Below are 23,293 nucleotides of genomic sequence, written 5' to 3'. Positions count from 1 at the left end.
AGAAATCATGTGTAAAGTTATATCCGTAGTAAACCAGAAAGGTGGAGTCGGCAAGACCACCACAACCGTAAATGTAGGTATTGGACTGGCAAGAGAAGGAAAGAAAGTGTTGCTGATCGACGCGGATCCACAGGGAAGTTTAACAGCAAGTCTTGGATATGAAGAACCGGATGATCTTCGAATTACACTGGCAACGATCATGATGGATGTTATCAATGAAGAAGAAATTAATCTAGAAGATGGTATCTTACATCATCAGGAAAATGTAGATCTGCTTCCAGCAAACATTGAACTTTCCGCACTGGAAGTAACGATGGGAAATGTTATGAGCAGAGAAATGATCATGAAAGAATATATCGATGCGATAAGATCCCGATACGATTATATCCTGATCGACTGTATGCCAAGCCTTGGTATGATGACGATCAATGCACTGGTTTCTTCCGATTCCGTGCTGATACCTGTACAGGCCGCATATCTGCCTGTTAAAGGACTTCAACAGCTGATTAAGACCATTCTTACAGTAAAGAAAAGATTGAATCGGAAACTGGCGATTGAGGGCATTCTCCTGACTATGGTAGATTTCAGAACCAATTACGCAAGGGACATTGCATCAAGAGTACATACAACCTATGGAAGCCAGATTGAGGTATTTGAAAATGTGATTCCGATGTCCGTAAAAGCTGCTGAGACCAGTGCAGAGGGAAAAAGTATCTACATGCATTGTCCAAAAGGAAAAGTTGCTGAGGCATATATGAATTTAACACAGGAGGTTTTGAAGAATGAAAAATAGAAGTGGTGAAAAGATTAAGCTGGCAAGTATTGATGAACTGCTCGGAGTAGTAAATGAAGAATCTGCAATGGAGATAGAGATCAGTAAGATCCATCCGTTTAAGAATCATCCGTTCAAGGTGTTGGACGATGAAAAGATGCAGGATTTGGTAGAGAGCGTAAAGATCAATGGAGTGCTGACACCGGTACTTCTCCGTATGGATGAAAACGAAGATTACGAAATGGTATCCGGTCACAGAAGAATGCATGCAGCACAGCTGGCAGGTCTTACAACAATTCCGGCAATCGTAAGGGAATTATCCGATGATGATGCCATTGTGGCTATGGTGGACGCTAACATTCAACGAGAGGAGCTGTTACCGAGTGAGAAAGCTTTTGCGTATAAGATGAAACTTGATGCAATGAAAAGACAGGGAAGTCGGACAGATATAACTTCTGGTCAAATTGACCAGAAGTTGAAACCAGTAATATCAAGAAATATTCTTGCAGATCAAGTAGGCGAAAGCTCTAAACAGATTCAGCGTTATATCCGACTGACAGAGCTTATTCCGGAACTTCTTGATCTGGTAGATAACAAAAAGCTTCAATTCACGGTCGCTGTTGATATCTCCTACATCGATAAGGAAGTACAGGGATGGATTTACGAATATATCTGCGACACAGGATTTATCAAACCAAAACAGATTGCAGCACTTAGAAATCAGCTGAATGATGGACCAATCAATCAGATCCAGATGTTATCGATTTTCAATAATTGTGTAATGGCAAAGAAAGTATCCCGGTCTCTTACTTTCTCAGAAAAGAAACTGACAAAGTATTTTCCGGATGATTATACAGCCAAAGATATGGAACAGGTAATTGAATCATTATTAGAAAAATGGATGCAGGAACAGTCCTGTTAAGGATAGAAAAAGCTAAGAAAACAAAGTCAAAGAAGTTTAAAAAGAGGACTTCTTAGCAGAAAACGAAAGGAGGAAATTATGGAGAAAAAAATGACATTTAATTATTTTTACGGTACCGAAGCTGATCAGTTCAGCTTCTACCGCATACCAAAAGCATTATTTACAGACAGCTACTTTAAAGATTTATCAAGCGATGCCAAAATTTTATATGGACTGATGTTGGATCGAATGTCTCTTTCCATCAAGAATCAGTGGTTTGACGACAAAAACAGAGCATATATCTACTTTTCCATCGAAGATATCATGGAATTACTGAACTGTGGCAGAAATAAAGCCATCAAATCCATGAGAGAACTGGATGACGAAACAGGAATTGGTCTGATTGAGAAACGTAGACAGGGATTTGGAAAGGTGAATGTTATCTACGTAAAAACCTTTATGCCTGAGAAAACAGATGAGAAAAAATTTGGAGAGGAATTAGAGAAGTTTAAAAAACAAACTTCTGTGGAAAATGAAGAGACTGCAGAAGTTTACAATTTAAACTTCATGAAGTCCCAAAATCAAACTTCTAGAAGTCCCGAAAACAAACTTCAAGAAGTTTACATTTCAAACCCTAATAATACTAATCTTAGTGATACTGAAATGAATGATAATAAATCTAATCATATCATATCTGTGGATGAGAAAAGATGTGATAGCGATAATCGCTCTGAGGATTATCAGGCTTATGAAAACCTTGTCAAGGAGACCATTGATTATGAATCACTGGAAGTAACCCATCATGACGATATGCGACAGGTAGATGAAATCGTGAACCTGATCGTAGAAACTGTGATGTGTAAAAATGACAAGATCTTGATTGCCAGCAACTGGTATCCGGCATCACTGGTGAAGAAAAAATTTCTGATGCTGACCTATTCACATATCGAGTATGTCTTACACTGTATGCGTGGTAACACCACCAAAGTGAAGAACATCAAGAAATATTTATTAGCAGCCCTGTTTAATGCACCGTCTACGATGAACGGGTATTATCAGGCAGAGGTGAACCATGATATGCCAGGACTGGTAAGATAGGAGGTGCACATGTTTATTTTAAAACTTGCTGGGAAAATATTATTACTGCCGGTATGGCTGATCCTTTTTGTGATCGGACTGGCAGTAAAGATGACAGTACAGACTTATGCGGTTGTCAGAGGGATCCTTGGGTTTATATTCACTTTGTTGATTATAGCGACTGCATACTGTTACCATGACTGGGTACAGGTTGCATTTCTGTTTTCGCTGAGTGTAATTCTGTATCTGATCCTTTTTGCAGGAGTCTTCGTAGATACTGTATTGGACATGACAAGAGAATCTATTATTGATTTTATTTTATCTTGAGGAGGATATGAAAATGAGCGAAAAGAATGATTTTATTCAGTTACCACCGATCAAAAAAGACACACCTTCCGAAGTGGTCTCAATGATCTGGCAATATTTGAAATTACCCGAGGAATCCAGAAAGAGGGTGAAAGCAGAGCTGATTAATGTACATGAGAACTGTGGGAAAGAAGATTTTCAGATTCCTAATCTCTATGACATCGTTCCAAAAGAGGAAATCGCAGAATTTGAGGACATCATGCGTAAGATCATAACAGGAATTATTTCTGAGGCCAGTGGTATAGCCACCTGGGTGTATGTGCAGAAATATGTAAAACACAAGACCTTGGATGAGATGCTAGAAGAATGGGCAGGAGCAAGTCAGTTCATCCTTGCTATGGACACTTGGTTTGAAAGATTGATGGCGGATCAATAGAAGCTGTGATAGAATAAAGAAAACGATTTGATGTTCAATTCCACTTATGCTACCGTAATTGAGATGGTAGCTGATATACAAAATAATCAAGAAAATAATATAAAACTTGACACAAGTATCACAAATATAGAAGTAGGAAATTATATAAAAGCATTAGGTTTAAAATGGAAATATTATTTATGAAAATAATAATAAAGTTTTTATGCAGAATGTTATGATAAATAAAGTAGAATTAAATATAAGAGTACATGTTTATAATAAAACAAATGCTGATATAACAATTGAACAATTAGTTGCTGGTCTTGACGAAAAGAATAGTAATGAAGTTAAAGTTTTAGATGAGTATACAAAGTGGTTTAAATCGCCGGATGATGTTGGAATGGCTGGAAAATCAAAAGTAGAGGAGTATTTGGGAGATTTAAGGAGTATTATGCAAAACTATGCGAATGAACACCCTGAAATAAAGCTTACAAATCTGGAATCACTTTCGGAAGAACAGTTAAGGGAATTGATAAAGAAAAAAGAAAATTCGTGGTATGTTATTAAGGATTCGATAATGGAGGATTGATTATGAAAAAAATAGTGAAAGTTGGTGTGTTAATATGTTGCTTTATAGCAATAGGCTCTATTTTATATCTGCGATATCTGCAATTTCAAAAGAAGGAAGCGGAAGAAAGAGAATGGGAGATTTGTATAGCTTATAGAAGACAAAATGATGCATTAATTCGCAAGGATGGTCCGCTTCATTTATATGAATATAGTTCATATGAACATATTGATGAAAAGGAGTTGTTTGTTGCGTTACATGTTTATAATATGTCTGACCGTTGTAAAGAAAAGGTCACATTAGAGGATGTAAAAAAGTATTTATCAAGTGAGTTTGATGAGGAAGGGAATTTATATGTCCTAAATAAAAATAATAAAGTGCATGATTACATTGAATGGTATCGTAAAAGAGTTATTACAGATACTGGTATGGACTTTGAAGGCGAACATCAGATAGAACGGTATTGGACACGCCTATCAGAGATTGTGCTCAATTATGTTAGGGAGGGGAATGACTTTCCAAATCAGGATGTCAAGTCATTTTCGTACGAAAAGCTAAAAGAAATAATGAAAAAAGCAGACGATCCATCATATCAAATCAATGATGATATTATGAAAAAACCAATTAATGAGGCAGAATAAAGAAGAAAGTAGGATCATGAAATAGATATGAAAAATTGAATATCTATGGAATTGTATCATCTGTACTTTTGGCAGTTTTATTTAGTGTTGCTATATTTGAAGAAGCTGTAGATGGTTCAATGGAGATGCTAAATTAAGTCCTTTTTTATAGGACTTTCTAAAAAGATATTCAGAAATAACAGCGGTTATTGCTCAAAGTAGAATGTTAGATTATATGAATCAGGAACAAGAAAATCTAAAGAATCATTGTACGATTTCTGCTATTATCTCCTATATTTGTAGAATGAAAGATCTGGGAACAATGATGCATGGAAAATATGTTACTATTTCTTGGGAGGAAGAATGCAAAAAGTATATTGTTAAGTTAACACATACAGATTTTATTAATTATTACAACCCGTTAGGTGTTGTAATTGAAAGTAACCAGAATGCTAAAAGAAATCAAAGATTTGAAATACTATCGTGGAGAAATTCTTATTTTATAGAACACAATTTAGGTAAAAAAACTATTTTAGAGATAGCTGGAGAAAAGAAAACTGATGCAGAAGTACTACAAGAAAAAGTGGCTTCATCTTTACTACTATCTGGGATTGAGAAGGCAATAAATTCGACTTATGCTACTATAATTAAGGTGATAGCAGATATACAGAATAATCAAGAAAATAATATAAAACTTGACACAAGTGTCACAAATATAGAAGTAGGAAATTATATAAAAACATTAGGTTTAAATGGAAATATTATTTATGAAAATAATAATAAAGTTTTTATGCTGAATGTTATGGTAAATAAAGTAGTATTAAATATAAGAGTGCATGTTTATAAATTTAGTAAAGGAGATGGTGACGATGTCAAAAGGAATAAAAGTAAATAATGGGCATGTAAACGAAGTTGCAACTCAAATTGAAACGGCTAAAAGTTATTTTCGTCATGTTCCGTTAGTTCCACAGGATTCTAAGACAACAATTTCAGCGAACAGTAAAAGTAAAGAGGCATACGGATATGCACAGCAAGGAATTGAATTATTAGGGCAGACCTTAGATGGTGATGTTCACAATATAAGAAGTCTGAATCTTAGTTTTTCGCAGTTTGATGAGATGATGGGGAAACTTGCACAACATGGAACTAGATATCCAGTGATTAAAGCCGCCGATGACTAGGGAGGAAAGTTTATGAAAGAAAGTGATTATTTAAACCCGAATGATATAAAAAGCCAATGTGATCAGGCAATCCATAAGCTCGAAAATGATAATGAGACTCTGGATATTGTTTCTAAGAGTGTAACTGCATTTTCTACAGATAATGAAATTAAAAGCGTTTCTTTTGAGAATTTAAAGCAACAGTTGGCCGATTATATAACTGTAATTGATGCAATAAAGTCGGCGAATGCGTATGATATTGCAGAATTTTCAACACTAAAAGATTTGGTAGGAGATGAAGTTCTTGATGGGGCGAATATTCAAAGCCAAATGAAAAAAGCACTTGATAACAAGGAGTTTTATTTGGAAAAAGCAGATGAGTATGAAATGAAAAAAGAGACTTCTAATTCTATCATAGATTTATATTATAGTTGGAAGGTAAATGACTATAAACGATTGGCTGAATCTAGTCAGAAGTTGTATGATGAATGGAAAAGCAAATCAGATAAATATGATGAAATTGAAGGTAGTACAAGTATATTGTTTTCAACGACAAGTAGTCTGCGTGAAGCTATCACAACTGCACTTAATAGTATGAGCGGACGATTTCAAAGTGGAACATACATACCCAGAACAGGTTTCGATTGGAAAAAAATTATGGAGGTGGAATGCTTAAAGCTGGAATCGTGGTTGAAAGCTAAAGAGGAATTAAAATTAAGCGAATCAGAAACTGAGTATTTGAAACAAAAAGGAATTGTTTTAACGACAATGGATATTGCGTGTATAAAACGTACAGAAGGAACAGAATTAGTATTTCTTTCAAAAGATAAAAAAGCGTTGTTTTATAAAGGAGAGATATATCCTATTTATGTTCCAGATAATGAAATATCTTTTCAACCTATTTGGAAGTTGGATGGGAAAAAAGAAATCTCAGCAATGGAGTTTGATGCATTAGAGGGAATTTTAGGATTTAGTTTGGAAGAAATACCTAAAGAAGATATATATACAACATCTGGACATAAGGTATTATCAGGAGAATTATCTTCAACAGATCCAAATGTAAAGGCAGCAGCAGGTTTGAGTGCGTTATTAGGGTTAACGCAATTTACACTTTCTTCATTATCCAAAAGCGAAGTGACAGTTATTTTCCAGTCTTCAGAAGGTGGAAATAGAGGCACTATTTGTGTTGGAAATTCAGAAGATAGAGCAACTTTTCAGAACTGGAATTATAATATTCCAATGGATACATATAGAGACTCAGAACCTGGCATTGGAAAAATATGGGCATCAGATTATGCAGCAGGAATATATAAAATAGCTTCGGGAAAAGATGTTCCAAATCCAGACGGAACTTATACGATAACGGGCACTTTGGATGAAAGACATAAAGATACAAATATTTCGGGTTATTTATCATATTCAACGGATGGAAAATTAATGTATACACCGTTAACCTATTCTGGTGATAAAGCATATATTGAATCTGTTGATGGGTTTATGGAGTTTGGCCGAACACAAATTTTAGATTTTAGTGATAAATTATCTACACCATCTTTTGCGGACGAGGATAGTCAGAAATTATTAGAAGAATTATTGAAAGGGGAAAATGAATGATGGAGAAGAATAAAGATATTTTGATTGTAATAATTGCAACGCTTATTTTCGGAGGTGCTTCTAAGATATTAGTTGGAGTTCCATATATGGCATGGGGATATTTTGATCAATTGTTTATAGCAGCATTTATTTTGTGGACATTTTATAGTGCTGCGCTGTATGTAGCTATTAAAATAGAAAACAGAAAAAATGAAAATTATTTAAAAATTGGATTTGTTGGAGTAATGTTTGGTTTAGCGGTAGCATGTTTAAAAATGGGTGTAGATGCTATTATAGAACAATTTGCAAAGTCTGCAAGTAATTTGATTATTACAGCCTTTATGATGGAAATGGGAATCCTTATTTTAGGGAGTATCATTATCTTTGCTTTATATATTTATGTAGCGAAGAAAGAAATTTTATGGAATAAATCTATGAAAAATTATACTTTGGGATTAGGCGGAATTATAGGTATATATTTTGCTGTAATTGTCTATTATTTATGGCAACTCAAACATTGGATGGAAAAATTTTCTGGTTTGGATGTGGTAAAAGAAATTGGGAAAGAGCAGGGTATATTAAATTTGTCAACAAAGTATGCTAGGGAATCGACTATGATGGGGATGGTTGTGTATGTGGCTTTTTTTATAGTTTTATGGATTGCTTTAAAAAAGAATACAGAAAATAAGGAAGCTTAATAAATTGTTGCAACAAAAATAAAGGAGGTATTATGTGAATGAGGTTAATTGCATGTCTGAGGAAGAACTTCGGGCACATTTGAAGAAGATGGAGAAAAATAAAGAGGAATTAAAGTTTCAAGAACAGAGGATTTGGAAAGAAGAAGAGGAGGAAGATGAACAGATTTACGCTGCACTGGTAGGACTAGAACATATGCGGGAATATGCGGGAGAAAATGAGAAGATAATACTCTTGATTGATGAGCAAAAGAGCATTTTAGATAACATAAGATTGAGAAAATCGTTAAGGAAAGAATCGAAGGTGGTGCAAACGAAAAATCTCAAGGCTGCTTTTTCGTTTACACCAACTCCGATTGTTTCCTTAACAGTTTGTATATATCTTTTAAAAGGTATATGATTAAGAAAAACGGCAGGAGGTATCTGAATGAAAGCACATAAATATTGGTCTATCGGTGCACTGATTACAATGCTTGGAACTTTTTATACAGGTTATAGGGGATCAAAAGAAGGCCATAAGTACTTTGCAGCAAGTTCTTTGCTTTGCATGATTATGGCTATTTATACAGGACACAAGATGATTTCTGGTAAAAGTAGGAAAAAAAAGAAGTTTCAGTAGAGAGTGTTGAAGATTAAAAAACAAAATATTTTAATAAATAACGCCGGTGCGGGATTTTTGATATCCAGTACTGGCGTTATTTATTCTACAGGGGCTTGGGGGTGTAGCCACCAAATATATTATTAATTTTGTTCTTCGGTAAGTTTGTTAAGGATCCACTCCCTATTGATAACAATATCCTCATCATCGCGGAGATCTTTGAAATCAGTGCAGTGTGAAGAAGCAAATTCATACATATTGTCAATGTCAACTGCACCAGTGATCTCACCCTTATTAATGATTACAAGAATATTTGTTCCGTCGTCGTCGACAGCAAAGCGCAGTTCATCAAATTCTTTATCAGGATTATTCTCGTGAAGAGAATCTGTCACAAGTAATTTAACAAGTTCCATTATCCTGTCATCTTTACCTGCATCAAAAATCTGTATCTTTTCAACGAGCTGATTTGGTGACGTTACGATTCGGGATAAATATTTTTCAGTACGAAAATCAAACAAAGCATTTTCACCATAAAACATTTCATATGTCTTTTCTACTTCTGATTCAGAAACCAGATAAATCATGATAAGATCTTCCATCTGGTGATAGAGTGTAGGATAGTTTAAACGAAAGGTCTCTCCACAGCTCGGGCAAGTATAAAGGAAAATAGATTTATTAAGTACCTTCTCTTTCATTTCAGGATCCAGTGCAGTATTAATACTGTCCCAGAGCTCAAAATCCCCCTCATGATGGCAGGAAGGACAAGTTACTTTTTCAATATGATGTCTTGACATAAATGTTCCTCCTTTCAGTGAGATAAATCTATAGTTTTCTTATTGTAGAATGCGCTTATCCTTTATTATTTTGCCAGGAAATTACTCTGAATCTCCATCGGCATATGATAAGCCTGGCCTCGTTTTGTCAGGCTGTATAGTTTAAAGCTCATGAGTTCCGGAGTTGCATTCAGAGAACTGCAGAGTCCGAAATAATCCAGGTCTTCGTTCTGAACCATATCTTCGATCTCCTCATCATCAATCAGAAGATCGGCAGCAAACAGATTGGCCTGGTATTCTGTATTATCCGTCATATTGTAGAGTGTATCATCTTGCATCGGAGCCATTTTCAGCTGGGAACGATGCAGGATGATATGCCCTAATTCATGGGCGGCAACGATCATCTTTTCTTCTTCTGAAAGGAAACTGCTGATCATGACATAGATCGTCTTGCAGCTCATAAAACAATATCCTTTCAGTGTCTTATATCTGGAAGTTTCCCCGACAACAATGTTCATCTGATCCATGATCTCAAAGGGATCCCTGGTGCCATATTTCTTGATTAATTTCTTTGTTTCTGTATATATGTAAGTGTTTCTCAAATAAATCACCTCAAAAGTAAAAAATAAAAAGGGCAGAAATATCCTTGTAACTATAAGGTAACAGATTAGGTGTACAATAATCCCGCCTTCTATTATTTTTCCTCTTGGTTTTTCAGATATTTTTTCGGTGTAAATTTCTTTGCACGTCTTTTGGAATCCAGATAAAGGCTCTGGATCTCATCCATAAAAGCTATTTTATCTTCGTCAGTCAGTGATCCACCGGCAAACATAGCTGCAGCCTGTTCCAGGATCTGTTGAGCCTGTTTGGCACCGCGATTACCAAACTGTTCGGATGCTTCTGTGATAAAAGCTTCATCCTCACTCATGAGATAAGAAACGTCACACTGTAATGCATCTGCCAGTTTCTGATACAGAACATTTTGTTTTGGGAAACGTCCTTCCACTTCCCAGGATCGAATGGTCCTATATGAAACGCCAACCATGCTGGCCAGTTCCTGCTGACTCATCTTTTTTTCTTTTCTTAATGATCTTACTTTTTCACCGAATGTCATAAACATACCTCTTTCTAAGCCTTGTCTTATAAGTTTCATTAGCCGCCTCAAGGCAAAACGGGAAATGTGTTTCCTAAAAATCAAAAATTAATCTTGACAAAGGGAAATATCTCTCCTATAATGTGAATCACAGATAAGGGAAACATCTTTCCTATAAGATACACAATATTTCCTCTTTTGTCAACGAATATGTGAAATGAATTTCCTATATTTTGAAGAAAACAGGAAGGATACACAGTCATTGATAGTCAAAATGGGATACATGTTACAAAAAGAGGAAAGACGTATGGGAGGTGGCAATGTGAGTCAGGATCAGACTTCTATTATCTGTATTGATCTAAAGTCCTTTTATGCTTCTGTAGAATGCGTAGAACGTGGGCTGGATCCATTTAAAACAAACCTGGTGGTTGCAGATCCGACCAGATCAAAGTCTACAATCTGTTTGGCAATCACTCCGGCTATGAAGCTCTTGGAATCAAGAACCGGTGCCGGATCCATGAGATACCGGATTGTGTGAAGTACATTACAGCTATGCCGAGGATGCAGCTGTACATGGATTATTCCGCAAAGATTTATGGAATCTATCTGCGGTATGTATCAAAAGAAGATATCCATGTGTACAGTGTCGATGAATGTTTTATTGACATAACCAATTATCTACAGCTTTATCATCTCACTGCAAAAGAAATGGCGGTAAAGCTTATGCAGGCGGTCATGGAGGAAACTGGTATCACTGCAACTGCAGGTGTGGGAACCAATCTGTATCTTGCTAAGATCGCAATGGATATCGTAGCAAAGCATGTGGATGACCATATTGGAATTCTGGATGAATTCTCTTACAGAGAGCAGCTATGGGATCATAAACCATTAAGTGACTTCTGGAGGATTGGATCCCGGACTGAAAAAAAACTGGCCGGTTATGGAATCCATACGATGGGCGATATTGCAATGGCTTCTTTAAGATCCGAAGACTGGCTGTATAAGATGTTTGGGATTGATGCAGAGCTGTTGATCGATCATGCATGGGGATATGAAACATGCCGGATGAGTGACATCAAGAACTATCATTCGGAGGAACACAGCCTTTCAAATGGTCAGGTGCTGATGCGAAATTATTCTTTTGACGAAGCACTTGTGATCGTAAGGGAAATGACAGATAATCTGGTCCTGGATCTGTTTGAAAAAGGACTGATAACAAGCTCTCTCACCTTATGGATCGCCTATGACCACAGGTATGAGCATGAGGCATCCAAAGGAACCGTAAAACTCGAAAGAGAAAGTAACAGTTCCAAAAAGATCATAGATGCAGTGGAAGATTTATATCTCAGGATTGCAGACAGATATACCGGAATCCGAAGAATCGAGGTGTGTGCGAACAGGGTTGCTCCTGAAAGTTATGTGCAGTACAGCCTGTTTGATAATCCCAAACAGACCGATAAGGAACGGCATTTACAGGAAGCAGTATTGAATGTAAAGCAGCGTTATGGAAAGAATGCGATCATGCGGGGATCCAACCTGCTAGAGTGTTCTACTTATAGAGAACGCAACGAGCAAATAGGTGGTCACCGTGCTTAGAGGAGGTGCAAAAAGTGCTGGCAAGTGCATATCAACCGTATTTATATTTACCAAGACCGGTTTCCAGGAGACATCCTATGGATGTAGGACGCAGGGCAAAACAGTTTGCTCCATTTGCGGCACTTCGTGGATTGGATGAAACAATCCGGCAACAGGAAATCATTTATGAACCAAAAAGAGATTTATCTGAGGAAAAGAAAAATGAGCTGGATATGAAATTAAGGATCCTGGCATATGGAATGAAGATACAGGCAACTTATTTTCAAAAGTCATGGAAGAATCCATTAATTGGTCAGTACCATACATTATCTGGAACCGTAGAATTTTTTGATCCATCAGTCCACTTACGGATTGATGATACCGAGATTCAGATCCAGGACATCTGTGATCTGACTGGTGATGTATTTGAAACTATTGAAATATCATGTTAATTAATCACAGCGGAATTTTTTATACCGGAAAGAGTGAGTGGTAGCTGGTGAAAGGATAAAAAAGGATGCACAGATCGACAAAGCAGATCTGATCAGAATAGAAATCGTGCTGTTCGTGTAGCTTTGGCACTTACGGAATGGATGGCATGATGCTCATAAGGCGGATTTGATTTCCCTTTGGTCCGTTGAGTAATAAATGGAGAAATATCTTATTGCTTAAAGGAGGAAGCCTATATGGGATCAGGTGCTATTAAATGGCATGTACACTGCTCTGTATGTGGAGCATTTATTGAAAAGAGCGCACAAAGCGATTCAGAAGTGGAGTGCAAAAAATGTCGCAGTACATTGGAGATATTTGTAAAGGATGATATGGTGTCGGTTCGTCCGATCCACATCCGAGATGAACAATTAAAGTCCAGGATGCGGACGTATTCCCGAAAGATGATGAATCAGGGATCATAACAGAATAGAATGAGCTGTCTGTAGTAAGCGTTGGATTTGGCAGGAACCATCAAGAACGCACCAGACAGCAAGAGTTTGTCAAGGAGCTGAACCTGACTGGAATCACTAAGAGCCCGACAAAACATTTACGGATACACTGCAAGATCAGAAGTATTTTCTGGTTTTGGAGATTGTTGAAGTATTTGTTTTGTCGGGCTTTTTTGACGTATATCGAAAAATTTTTAAATTTTTTGTCGTACCCCACTGTAAAACAGGCTCTCAGCGTTTCGTTATATAGAGGTTGAATTCTTTTTTGCAAAAATAATTGTAAATAGAGATTTTGATAATATGACACAAAGGAGGAAGCAAAGATGACTGAAATCGAATACCAGGAATTTGTAAGGCGTTGTCCTTACGATGCTATGGGCGATTATTCCATGTTTCGCAAACAGCAAACAGAGAATAAATCAGAGTGCATTCAGTGCAAATCCCAAAATGAGCAGTAATCTAACATACTAATTATGTAAGCAGATTATGCGTTATCAAGGAGTCGCGGACTCCCGTTCAAAAAAAACGGGTGAGTTCGTGACCTCTTGCGCTGCAGTTCTTTATGTCTGTGCAGAAATTTCATAAAAGATGGAAAGAACCACCCGGAGCCGAAAGGCAGAAAGGTGGTCATTATGTTGACATTAAAAGAACTGAAGAAAATCGTGAAGGTTGCTGATATGGAGAAAAGAATCCCAAGCGTGAAATCCTTGAAAGAACACAAAGTTGTAGTAAAAGAAATGATCAATGCAGATACAACGATCTCTGTTTATGATCACGGATATGTGCTTTATACAGCGGGAAATCAATCAACCGTATTTCCGCTTCATAGTTGTGATGACTATGAATATGTGAGTGTAACTGGCGATAACAAGGAATTCAATAAAGAGTTCTTTGATAATGAGAACTGGTATATCCGTCTGCTGATGGAGGCTGAAGACCGTATGGCATACAGCCAGAGCAAAATCAGCACCAATCATGGTGTATTTTCTAACAGCGATGTTACAGATGATGCGGAGATTATGAGAGGATCTTCAAAAGATTTTGTTGACGATGTTATCGACAGAGAAATTCTGAATGCGCTGATCAAGGAATTGACAGAGAGGCAAAAGATGGTACTCAATCTGGTTTATTTCGAAGAAATGCGTCAGCAGGATGTTGCGGATTATCTGGGAATCAAACAGCAGAGTGTAAATGACCTCCTGAACAGGGCATTAAAAACGATGAAAAAAAAGGCGGAAAACGAAGAATTTTAAAAAATTTTAAAAAAATTGAATTAGACCACTGTAAAACAGGCTCTGAGCGTTTCGTTATATGAAGGGTTTGCATAGAACACCTTCATGTACCTTGAAAAATGAATAGCCTGCCCGGAGTGATATTTGGTTTGAACATGCATAGAGCGAAAAGCTGCGTGTCTGCCAGAAGAAAACGTATCAGAGATGGAAACTGATATAGGAACGGATCCGGGAAAGAAAACAGGAAAACGCTTAAATTTTAAATCAAAATAAAATGTCTGAATCTAAAAAGAGGATGACAGTAGAAATCATGTGGCGGTATTTGTGACAAACAGGTACCGCCATATATTTGTGCTGTTATCTCAGCTTGTGCTGACTGTCCCAAATAGCGCAAATTTCAGGAAAGGAGGCGATCATCTTCGTATAAAAGATAATATGCAGAAACTAACAGATAACCATACACAAAAGAATCAGAAAGGAAGGATTTAAGAGAATGAACGTGAAAAAGAAAGCACGCAGGGTGATGTCCGGTTTACTGACTGCAGTAACGGTTCTATCGACGGTACTCTCTCCCGCTGTTGCCTATGCTTCTGATGATGCCGGATCTGTAAAAAAGATTCCGTATTATGAGGAGATCAAGGATCAGCTGGATGAAGATGAAGTGGTAACTGCAAAGGATTATGAGATCAAGGTTGGAGACAATTTCGATGTAAAGAGTGATTATACCGGTCTTACGATCCAGGATGACAGCAAAGTAAAAGTTACATTTCAGGAAGCAAAAGATACGGACGGGAATGACTTTTCTACCGATTATGCCAATTCCTATAAGGCAGTCTATTATGTAGAACCACAGACAACGGATCACCCAACCTACCAGATCAATCGAAAGATCGTGGTAAAAGAAGCGGATCAACAGAAAGATTCGCAGTCAGAAAGTTCTTCTGATCAGGATGCTGGTTCTTCCGATAAGACAGAAACAGAGGATTCTGAGGCTGACTCGTCTACAGAGGAAACTGATGCTGCTGACACGGAGAGCAAAACAGAACTGACAGAAAAAGAATTTGATGCAGAGATCGAAGCAACTGAAGACCAGGAGACCGTTGATCCGGAAACAGGGATCACACTCTCTGAGGTCATGCAGGAAGCGGTTGACCAGGAAGTTGCTCTTGCAGATCTTGAAGCAGGCGAAAGTATTACTTTCGATATGCCAATGATGCTTGTTTCTGGTGAGACAGGAACAAAATCAGTCACCGTCACAGCCGGTTCCTGGTACTATTACGCAGATTATGGATTAGGTTCTTATCTGACTTGTCCATATTATGTGAAATGGGGAAGCATCAATGCGACAGCATACTGTGTTGAACCATCAAAAAAAGGACCGGGAAATGGAACTTATACGATCCAGAAACTTGCCGATGGAAAGACACTTGCAAAGGTCTGCTATTACGGAACAAAAGCAAGTGATGAGAATGGTTTCTTCGATGAGAAACATCCGGATTTTCCAGCAGGAAAGAGATTCATTATTACGCATCTTGCAGCGGCTTATGCAAATGGATCCAGTGACTGGGCATCCGGAACCAATGCAACAGGAAAGAACCTGGCAATGGAGCTTTACAATTATTGTGTAAATATGCCGGACATTCCGTCTGTAGATATGAGCTTTTCCGAATCTAATGTAAAGGCTTATGTGGAAGGAAACAGCCAGCGAACAAGCGTGATCACATTCAAAGCAGATAAACTGCAGACAATCACATTTAAGTTGCCAAGCGGTGTAAAGCTTGTAAATGTGACAACCGGTAAAACCAGTGCTGCAGGAGTAAGTGTAGAAATCAGTGGAGGTACACAGTTTTATCTGACAGCACCACTTGATCAGGCAGAGAGCGTCAGTGCTACATTTTCTTCTCAGATGAAGGGAAGTATTGATAAAGAATACTCTGCTTACAAGATTGTGACAGGATCCGGAACACAGGATCTGGCTCTTGTTTTCGGTGAAGGTGTCGAAAATGAGAAATATGTGTATTTTAAAGTAACCTGGACAAAAGAATGTAAGGTATCCATTGTAAAGAAAGACCAGGATACAGGCAATACACTGGCTGGTGCAGTGTACGGGATCTATTCCGATGCTGCATGTACAAAGCTGATTGCAGAGATGCCTGCAACAGATCAGAATGGTGCTTCACAGCTCACAATGGAAAAGACACAGGAAGTTGTTTATCTGAAAGAAATCTCTGTTCCAACAGGATATCAGATTGATACAAAGTCTTATAATGTGACTCTTGCTATCGGAAAGACAACGACTAAAAATGTAACAGACAAACGTGTAAATACAAAAATCAACATTGCAAAACAGGATGCTGAGACAGGGAATGCAGCACAGGGGGATGCAACGCTGGAAGGTGCAGTATATGGCCTTTATGCAAGGGAAGATATTATTCATCCGGATGGAAGAACCGGAACGATCCATAAGAAAGACAGCCTGATCACATCCCTGACAACGGATAAGAATGGCGAAGCTTCTGTATCGGATCTCTATCTTGGAAAGTATTATCTGAAAGAGCTTAGTGCTCCGGTGGGATACGTACTGGATCCGACAGAACATGATGTGGACTGTACTTACGAAGGTGCTACTGTTCCGACAGTAGAAAGAACTTCTGTATGTAAAGAAACAGTCATTAAGCAACCGTTCCAGATCATTAAAGCCGCAAACAATGGAAAGACCGATGCAGATCTTCTGCAGGGAGTCGGTTTTTCAGCATGGCTTGTTAGTGATCTGAAAGTAAAAGCAGATGGAAGTTATGATTTTGACTCAGCCAGACCAGTTGTACTGACTGCAGATGGCCAGACAGAAATGTTTACCGATGAAAAAGGATATGCAAGATCGATTCCGCTTCCATATGGAACTTATGTGGTAAGAGAAACCACAAGCAAACACAACTATGCACCGGTTGATGATTTTGTAGTGAAGATCACAGAAAATCATCCGGATACACCGCAGACATGGCGAGTGCTTCTGGACAAAGAATTCAAAGCAAAATTAAAGATCATCAAAAAGGATGCAGAAACACAGAAATCTGTACTCCTGGCAAATACTGAATTCAAGGTATATGACCTGGATAACCAGAAATATGTGGAACAGACAACATCCTATCCGAAGCCAACGGTACACAAATCCTATTTCACAAACGAGGAAGGATACCTGGTACTGCCAAAGAATCTGAAACCTGGTAACTACCGGATTGAGGAAGTGACGGCACCCGATGGGTACACAATATCCAAAAACTATGTGACAGTTGCAGTTGATACAGATACTGCTTATCTGACCGATCCTGTCACAGGAGATGCAGTCATTGATGTGGAATATACCAATGCCCCGGTCAAAGGTCAGTTAAAGATCTATAAACAGGGTGAAGTGTTAAAGGGATTTGATAAGGACTTCCAGTATGAAATGGCTGGACTTGCAGGTGCTGAATTTGAAGTCTATGCGGCAGAAGATATTTATACTGCCGATCATCAGGTAGATGCAGATGGACAGAGAACTCTGTATTTTGCAAAGGATGCACTGGTAGCAACCGTCACAACGGATGCAGATGGTTATGCAACCGTAAAGAATCTTCCACTTGGCAGGTACTATGTCAAAGAGAAGAATGCACCGGACACTTATGTGTTAAATACCGTGCCGGAAAATGTCGAATTTGCTTATGCGGATCAGGATACCGAAGTGATCGAGAAAGAAATCTCTGTCACAGATGAACGACAGAAAGTGTCGATTACGGTCGAAAAACAGGATGCTGAGACAGGCAATACAGTAGCCGGAGCAGTGTTCGGTATTTACAATGCAAAAGACATTCAGACGAAAGATGGAAAAGTGATCGTCAAAGCAGATACTCTTTTACAGGAAATGACTTCTGATGAAAAAGGTCAGGCAGCATGTACACTGGATCTTCCACTTGGAAACTATTACGTAAAAGAACTGAAAGCACCAGATGGATTCGTATCTTCGGATGAAGTACTGAGATTTGATGCTTCTTATCAGGGGCAGGATGTACAGACAGTAACATTAAAATCCGTAAAGAAGAACCAGCCGACAACTGTTGAGATCACAAAATCAGATGCAACAACCGGTGTAGAACTGGATGGAGCTTATCTGAAAGTAACGGATAAAGATGGAAATGTAGTAGACAGCTGGACATCTTCCAAAGATGCACCGCATGTGATCAAATATCTGAAAGTGGGTGAGAATTATACCCTACATGAAGAGTTTGCACCACATGGTTATCTGGTAGCCAATGATGTGACATTCACAGTCAAAGATACCGGAGAGGTTCAAAAAGTGGAAATGAAGGACGAGGTACCGGTTGGTGAACTCATCATCAACAAGAAGGGAGAATTCCTGGATTCTGTTACACTGGCCGATAAGGTCAAAGGTGTGGTGGAACACATTTTCAACTATGTAACTGGAAAGCTGACAGATGTTACGTTTGAAGTCTATGCTGAGGAAGACATTAAGGCTGCCGATGGCGTCAGTGACGATTACTATAAAAAGGATGAACTGATTGCAACAATAAAGACAGATGAAACCGGTATTGCAAAACTGGAAAATCTTCCACTTGGTAAATACTATGTGAAAGAAACAGGAACTGCTTACGGTCATGTACTGGATGGTGAGATCCGTCATGTAGATCTGACTTACGTGAATCAGAATACACCAGTTGTAGTCTATGACAAAGACTGGCAGAACAACCGCCAGAGAGTAGAAGTCAGTGTACTTAAGAAAGAAAAAGATTCTGACCGTACATTGGAAGGCGCTATCTTTGGATTATTTGCCAAAGAAGACATTAAGTCTGAGACAACAGGTAAAGTCCTGATTGAAGCCGATGAGATTATTGAACTGAAATCTACGGATGAAGAAGGAAATATCACATTTGTTGCAGATCTTCCAATAGGAGCAACTTACTATGTAAAAGAGCTCTATGCACCGGACGGATTTGTAACCAACGATGAAGTAAAGGAATTTACTTTTGAGTATGCAGGCGAGGATCAGCCGACAGTAACCTATGATTTTACCTTTGAGAATCAGCCAACCGTCGTTGAATTTACAAAATCCAGTCTGACAACCGGAAAAGAACTTCCGGGATGTAAGCTGAAAGTGGTAGATGCCGATGGAAATATCGTGGATGAATGGACTTCCGGTAAAGAAGCACATGTGATCCGTGAACTGACTGTCGGAAAAGAATACACACTGGTTGAAACAAAACCAGCCGATGGTTATGTGACAGCTGAAAGCGTGAAGTTCACCATCAAAGATACTGCCGATGTGCAGAAAGTTGAGATGAAGGATGATGTGACGAAGGTGAAAATCTCCAAACAGGATATCGCCGGAAAAGAACTTCCAGGAGCAAAACTCACAATCCTTGATCAGGATGGAAAAGTTGTCGAAAGCTGGACCAGTACAGAGAAAGCACATTATATCGAAATGCTTCCGATCGGAAAATACACTCTCCGTGAAGAAACAGCACCGGATGGCTATCTGGTTGCAAAAGATGTGGAATTCGAAGTAAAGGATACCGATGAAGTACAGCATGTAACCATGGTGGATGAGGAAAAAACGGCAGAAAAGACACCGGAAGGTGGAAAACCTGTCAGTAATTCACCAAAGACTGGGGATAACACCAATCTGTGGCTGTGGTTTATACTTTTCGGCATTGGTGCGACTGGTACAGGAGCCCTTGCATTTATGAGAAAAAAGAAACACTAATCAAATAAGAATGAGCGTTCATGGAAACCGAAAGGAATCTGTGGACGCTTTTTTAGATGGGAGAAACCATGAGAAATATCATTATTTTTGTTGCTCTTCTGGGAGCAGCGGCAATATTTACAGTTTTGTATTGTCTCATTGCTGCCGGAAGTCAGGCAGAGAAAAAACTGACAGAAATCATGAGAAAAGAGGAAGAACGGAATGAAGACAAATAAAGATCTGATCATAGAACCAAATGCAGCTATTGAGGGAAGAAAGTACAGCGAAGAAAAGCCATGGTCCTGCAAGTACTGTTACTGGTGGGAAGGTAAAAAGAAAGGCTGTAGCTTGAAACAGTGCCATTATCTGCTTCCTGAGAAGAAAAAAGCAGTAAAAACGACACCATGTAGTGGCTGTCCGTATGGAAAACATGTTCCATGTATCGGATATTGTATTGCCCGTCTTTATTCTGAGATGAAAGGAAAGAAAGGACGTGGGTAATTGCAGGAAGAAGTAAATCAGAAAGTAATCAGCCTGAGCATCCAGGGAGTCAAGATCACTGCCAGTGTGCTAAAAGCAGCCCTTCGGAAGTTCCTGGAAATGGATAACCGCAGGAAACAGAAAGCAACGCAGGTGAAAATGGCAGAAAAGACCGGACGGGCTCAGGAGAAAGGAAGGGAAAAAGCCCGAAAAAAGATTGAAAAGAAAAAGCCACATGGAAAGCAGACCATCAAGCAGCTGAATGCACAGGGAGTACAGCTTTCCAACTTAAAGATCACAGATGAAAATATCAAATCCTTTGATCGTGTGGCAAGAAAATACGGCATTGATTACAGCCTGAAAAAAGAGGTCGGTGCGGATTCACCGAAATATCTGGTCTTCTTTAAGGCCAAAGATGTGGATGTGATGACAGCGGCTTTCCGGGAATATGCCGGAGTAGAACTGAAAAAGAAACAGGCGAAGAAACCATCCGTCAGAAAGAAACTGCAGAAATCTGTAGAAAGAAAAGCAAAGCACCGCCAGCGTGTGAAGCAGAGACAAAAATCCAGAGGTCAGGAACGATGATTATGGAAAAATTACAGAAGATCCAGGTCAAACGGCTGGTGATCTTAAATCTCCCATATTTCTTTATCTTCTATGTAGCAGATAAAGGCTCCTGGCTGTACCGACATTGCCTGGGAGAAAGCATGGTCCAGAGACTTGGCGTGATGTTAGTCAATTTCCGACTGGCATTTTTAAGCTGGCTGCCAAGTATCGCTTTGCAGGATCTTACAGTAGGTGTTCTGGTTGCAGGTGCATTAAAACTGGTGGTCTACTATCGTTCTAAAAATGCAAAGAAGTTCCGGCAGGGTGTGGAGTATGGATCTGCAAGATGGGGAAATAGAAAAGATATCGAACCCTTCATGGATCCGGTCTTTGAAAACAATGTCATCCTCACAGAAACAGAACGTCTGACCATGAACAGCCGACCAAAAGCCCCAAAGTATGCCAGAAATAAGAATGTGATCGTCATCGGTGGTTCCGGATCCGGAAAGACAAGATTCTATGTGAAACCCAATCTTATGCAGATGACGGATCACGTGTCCTATGTGGTCACTGATCCGAAGGGAACGATCATCGTTGAATGCGGGAAGATGCTGGTAAATGGAGGATACCGGATCAAGGTATTAAATACGATCAACTTTAAAAAGTCCATGCATTACAATCCGTTCCATTATATCCGGAGTGAAAAAGACATCTTGAAGCTGGTCAATACCATTATCGCGAATACCAAGGGTGAAGGCGAAAAATCAACTGAAGATTTCTGGGTCAAGGCCGAACGTCTTTTGTATTCTGCACTGATTGGATACATCTGGTATGAGGCTCCAGAGGAAGAACAGAACTTTTCTACTTTGCTGGAATTTATCAATGCCAGTGAGACCAGGGAGGATGATGAAGAATTTAAAAATGCAGTGGATGAATTGTTTGAAGAACTGGAAGCAGAAAATCCGGAACACTTTGCAGTAAGGCAATATCGCAAGTACAAGCTTGCTGCCGGCAAAACTGCAAAATCGATTTTGATTTCCTGTGGTGCCAGACTTGCACCATTTGACATTCAGGAACTAAGAGAAATCATGTCGTATGACGAAATGGAACTGGATATGATCGGTGATCAGAGAACAGCCATGTTTGTCATCATCAGCGATACAGATGACACATTCAACTTTGTGGTAGCGATCATGTACACCCAGCTCTTTAACCTGCTTTGTGATAAAGCGGATGATGAGCATGGAGGCAGGCTTCCCTATCATGTACGGTTGCTTCTTGATGAGTTCAGCAATATCGGACAGATTCCCAAATTCGACAAATTGATTGCTACGATCCGAAGCAGGGAAATCTCGGCTTCTATCATCTTGCAGTCACAATCTCAGCTGAAAACCATCTATAAGGATGCTGCTGAGACAATCACAGGCAATTGTGACACCGTTCTTTTCCTGGGCGGAAAGGAAAGTTCCACACTGAAAGAAATATCAGAAACCCTGGGAAAGGAAACCATTGATCTTTACAACACATCAGATACCAGAGGCAGCAACCGGTCCTATGGACTGAACTATCAAAAGACTGGAAAGGAGCTGATGAGTAGAGATGAGCTGGCGGTCATGGATGGAGAAAAATGTATCTTACAGCTTCGAGGAGTCCGTCCGTTTTTAAGCAACAAATATGACATCACAAAGCATAAACGGTACAAAGAGCTTGCCGATTTCAATAAGAATAATGCGTTTGATGTCGAAAAATATCTGGCACACCGACTGGTGATGTCGGAAGATACAGAATTTGAAATGTATGAAGTAACTGTAACACAAGAAGATGTATCAGCGATTGAAGCTGAGGAAGGTGAGGACTGATATGAAAGAAAGAATTCGAGCACCCTGTTGTTGAGCGGGGGTACAAAAAGGTCTGAATAAAAGGGAAAGGAGTAGAGCCAAACGCTTACAGACCATAAGAAAAAGCGTTTGTGCATACATTTGATTATGGCTTTTTTTAGCAGTGCAATCAATATCCTTCAGACACTGGTCGTTGCAATCGGTGCCGGTCTTGGTGTCTGGGGCGTAATCAACCTGATGGAAGGTTATGGAAACGACAACCCGGGTGCAAATGCTCATGTACAGTAAAGAAGCAAACAACCGAAAACAAGAGATAGACCGCCAGCACCACACTATTCCGAACCAAAGAGCAAACGACAAGCACCATGGAAATGTG

At 38.9% G+C, this 23,293-nt stretch carries 25 protein-coding genes and 2 pseudogenes; 24 read left to right on the top strand and 3 right to left on the bottom strand.

Going from position 1 to position 23,293, the window contains the following annotated elements; all coding sequences use genetic code 11:
* The first annotated feature begins 7 nt into the window (after positions 1-7).
* The 13 genes from DW904_RS11720 to DW904_RS11660 all read left to right on the top strand — a co-directional run bounded on the left by DW904_RS11720 (position 8) and on the right by DW904_RS11660 (position 8,726).
* Positions 8-793 (top strand): AAA family ATPase, encoded by a 786-nt coding sequence (locus tag DW904_RS11720; RefSeq protein WP_015535366.1) that lies wholly within the window; start codon positions 8-10, stop codon positions 791-793.
* The gene (locus DW904_RS11715; protein WP_117649599.1) at positions 783-1,694 is read left to right on the top strand and encodes a ParB/RepB/Spo0J family partition protein; all 912 of its coding nucleotides are present in this window, start codon (positions 783-785) and stop codon (positions 1,692-1,694) included. Before DW904_RS11720 ends, DW904_RS11715 begins: the two co-directional genes overlap by 11 nt.
* Before the next feature lie 78 nt (positions 1,695-1,772).
* Positions 1,773-2,771, top strand: a complete 999-nt coding sequence (locus DW904_RS11710; RefSeq protein WP_117739581.1) for a DUF6017 domain-containing protein — start codon at positions 1,773-1,775, stop codon at positions 2,769-2,771.
* Between the two features lie 9 nt (positions 2,772-2,780).
* The gene (locus tag DW904_RS11705; RefSeq protein WP_015514766.1) at positions 2,781-3,077 is read left to right on the top strand and encodes a hypothetical protein; all 297 of its coding nucleotides are present in this window, start codon (positions 2,781-2,783) and stop codon (positions 3,075-3,077) included.
* 13 nt (positions 3,078-3,090) lie between these two features.
* Positions 3,091-3,492, top strand: a complete 402-nt coding sequence (locus DW904_RS11700; protein ID WP_181977218.1) for a hypothetical protein — start codon at positions 3,091-3,093, stop codon at positions 3,490-3,492.
* Positions 3,493-3,706: 214 nt separating this feature from the next.
* The gene (locus DW904_RS11695) at positions 3,707-4,060 is read left to right on the top strand and encodes a hypothetical protein (protein ID WP_118580748.1); all 354 of its coding nucleotides are present in this window, start codon (positions 3,707-3,709) and stop codon (positions 4,058-4,060) included.
* A 2-nt stretch (positions 4,061-4,062) separates the two neighbouring features.
* Entirely contained in the window at positions 4,063-4,680 is a 618-nt protein-coding gene (locus tag DW904_RS11690; RefSeq protein ID WP_004614753.1) for a hypothetical protein, read from the top strand.
* Positions 4,681-4,894: 214 nt separating this feature from the next.
* Complete coding sequence (locus DW904_RS11685; protein WP_044988162.1) at positions 4,895-5,554, top strand: hypothetical protein; 660 nt, start codon at positions 4,895-4,897, stop codon at positions 5,552-5,554.
* Positions 5,529-5,840 (top strand): TIGR04197 family type VII secretion effector, encoded by a 312-nt coding sequence (locus DW904_RS11680; RefSeq protein ID WP_158551238.1) that lies wholly within the window; start codon positions 5,529-5,531, stop codon positions 5,838-5,840. Before DW904_RS11685 ends, DW904_RS11680 begins: the two co-directional genes overlap by 26 nt.
* 12 nt (positions 5,841-5,852) lie before the next feature.
* On the top strand, positions 5,853-7,433 hold the full coding sequence (locus DW904_RS11675) for a hypothetical protein (RefSeq protein WP_004614750.1): 1,581 nt from the start codon (positions 5,853-5,855) through the stop codon (positions 7,431-7,433).
* Positions 7,430-8,110, top strand: a complete 681-nt coding sequence (locus DW904_RS11670) for a hypothetical protein (RefSeq protein WP_004614749.1) — start codon at positions 7,430-7,432, stop codon at positions 8,108-8,110. The genes DW904_RS11675 and DW904_RS11670 overlap by 4 nt, the downstream gene beginning before the upstream one ends.
* 34 nt (positions 8,111-8,144) lie before the next feature.
* Complete coding sequence (locus DW904_RS11665) at positions 8,145-8,507, top strand: hypothetical protein (protein WP_117739579.1); 363 nt, start codon at positions 8,145-8,147, stop codon at positions 8,505-8,507.
* A 27-nt stretch (positions 8,508-8,534) separates the two neighbouring features.
* Positions 8,535-8,726 carry a DUF6219 family protein gene (locus DW904_RS11660; RefSeq protein WP_117739578.1) on the top strand — a complete coding sequence of 64 codons (192 nt, stop codon included), beginning with the start codon at positions 8,535-8,537 and terminating at the stop codon, positions 8,724-8,726.
* A gap of 122 nt (positions 8,727-8,848) precedes the next feature.
* Here DW904_RS11660 and DW904_RS11655 read toward each other — a convergent pair whose 3' ends face one another.
* The 3 genes from DW904_RS11655 to DW904_RS11645 form a co-directional block, all read right to left on the bottom strand.
* Positions 8,849-9,499: a CpXC domain-containing protein gene (locus DW904_RS11655; protein ID WP_117739577.1), complete on the bottom strand. Its 651-nt coding sequence runs from the start codon at positions 9,497-9,499 to the stop codon at positions 8,849-8,851.
* A 65-nt stretch (positions 9,500-9,564) separates the two neighbouring features.
* Positions 9,565-10,080 carry an ImmA/IrrE family metallo-endopeptidase gene (locus tag DW904_RS11650; protein ID WP_225876977.1) on the bottom strand — a complete coding sequence of 172 codons (516 nt, stop codon included), beginning with the start codon at positions 10,078-10,080 and terminating at the stop codon, positions 9,565-9,567.
* 92 nt (positions 10,081-10,172) lie between these two features.
* A complete protein-coding gene (locus tag DW904_RS11645) occupies positions 10,173-10,592 on the bottom strand; it encodes a helix-turn-helix transcriptional regulator (RefSeq protein ID WP_040015614.1) in 420 nt (139 codons plus the stop codon).
* A gap of 253 nt (positions 10,593-10,845) precedes the next feature.
* Between DW904_RS11645 and DW904_RS11640 the strand changes: the two are divergent.
* From DW904_RS11640 to DW904_RS11600, 11 genes and pseudogenes are all read left to right on the top strand, one after another.
* Positions 10,846-12,167, top strand: a pseudogene (locus tag DW904_RS11640) (DNA repair protein).
* A gap of 14 nt (positions 12,168-12,181) precedes the next feature.
* Positions 12,182-12,598 carry a hypothetical protein gene (locus tag DW904_RS11635; protein WP_226820972.1) on the top strand — a complete coding sequence of 139 codons (417 nt, stop codon included), beginning with the start codon at positions 12,182-12,184 and terminating at the stop codon, positions 12,596-12,598.
* Between the two features lie 234 nt (positions 12,599-12,832).
* A complete protein-coding gene (locus DW904_RS11630; protein WP_005334838.1) occupies positions 12,833-13,060 on the top strand; it encodes a hypothetical protein in 228 nt (75 codons plus the stop codon).
* 350 nt (positions 13,061-13,410) lie between these two features.
* Positions 13,411-13,545 carry a hypothetical protein gene (locus DW904_RS24550; protein WP_255785577.1) on the top strand — a complete coding sequence of 45 codons (135 nt, stop codon included), beginning with the start codon at positions 13,411-13,413 and terminating at the stop codon, positions 13,543-13,545.
* Positions 13,546-13,719: 174 nt separating this feature from the next.
* Positions 13,720-14,340 (top strand): sigma-70 family RNA polymerase sigma factor, encoded by a 621-nt coding sequence (locus tag DW904_RS11625; protein WP_117788244.1) that lies wholly within the window; start codon positions 13,720-13,722, stop codon positions 14,338-14,340.
* Between the two features lie 472 nt (positions 14,341-14,812).
* Positions 14,813-20,074: a SpaA isopeptide-forming pilin-related protein gene (locus tag DW904_RS11620; RefSeq protein ID WP_117788242.1), complete on the top strand. Its 5,262-nt coding sequence runs from the start codon at positions 14,813-14,815 to the stop codon at positions 20,072-20,074.
* A 68-nt stretch (positions 20,075-20,142) separates the two neighbouring features.
* Positions 20,143-20,289, top strand: a complete 147-nt coding sequence (locus DW904_RS22900; RefSeq protein WP_180959147.1) for a hypothetical protein — start codon at positions 20,143-20,145, stop codon at positions 20,287-20,289.
* On the top strand, positions 20,276-20,554 hold the full coding sequence (locus DW904_RS11615) for a hypothetical protein (RefSeq protein WP_117788240.1): 279 nt from the start codon (positions 20,276-20,278) through the stop codon (positions 20,552-20,554). The genes DW904_RS22900 and DW904_RS11615 overlap by 14 nt, the downstream gene beginning before the upstream one ends.
* Positions 20,555-21,118 carry a PcfB family protein gene (locus DW904_RS11610; protein ID WP_117788238.1) on the top strand — a complete coding sequence of 188 codons (564 nt, stop codon included), beginning with the start codon at positions 20,555-20,557 and terminating at the stop codon, positions 21,116-21,118.
* Positions 21,119-21,120: 2 nt separating this feature from the next.
* The gene (locus DW904_RS11605; RefSeq protein WP_347562128.1) at positions 21,121-22,938 is read left to right on the top strand and encodes a type IV secretory system conjugative DNA transfer family protein; all 1,818 of its coding nucleotides are present in this window, start codon (positions 21,121-21,123) and stop codon (positions 22,936-22,938) included.
* A 126-nt stretch (positions 22,939-23,064) separates the two neighbouring features.
* Positions 23,065-23,193, top strand: a pseudogene (locus tag DW904_RS11600) (Maff2 family protein); the annotation flags it as partial.
* Between the last annotated feature and the right edge of the window lie 100 nt (positions 23,194-23,293).

It is taken from the genome of Ruminococcus sp. AM42-11 (genome assembly GCF_003480145.1).
Taxonomy (GTDB): Bacteria; Bacillota; Clostridia; order Lachnospirales; family Lachnospiraceae; genus Blautia_A; species Blautia_A faecis.
The sequence above is the reverse complement of the archived record's forward strand: the minus strand, read 5'-3'. Positions and strand labels throughout refer to the sequence as shown.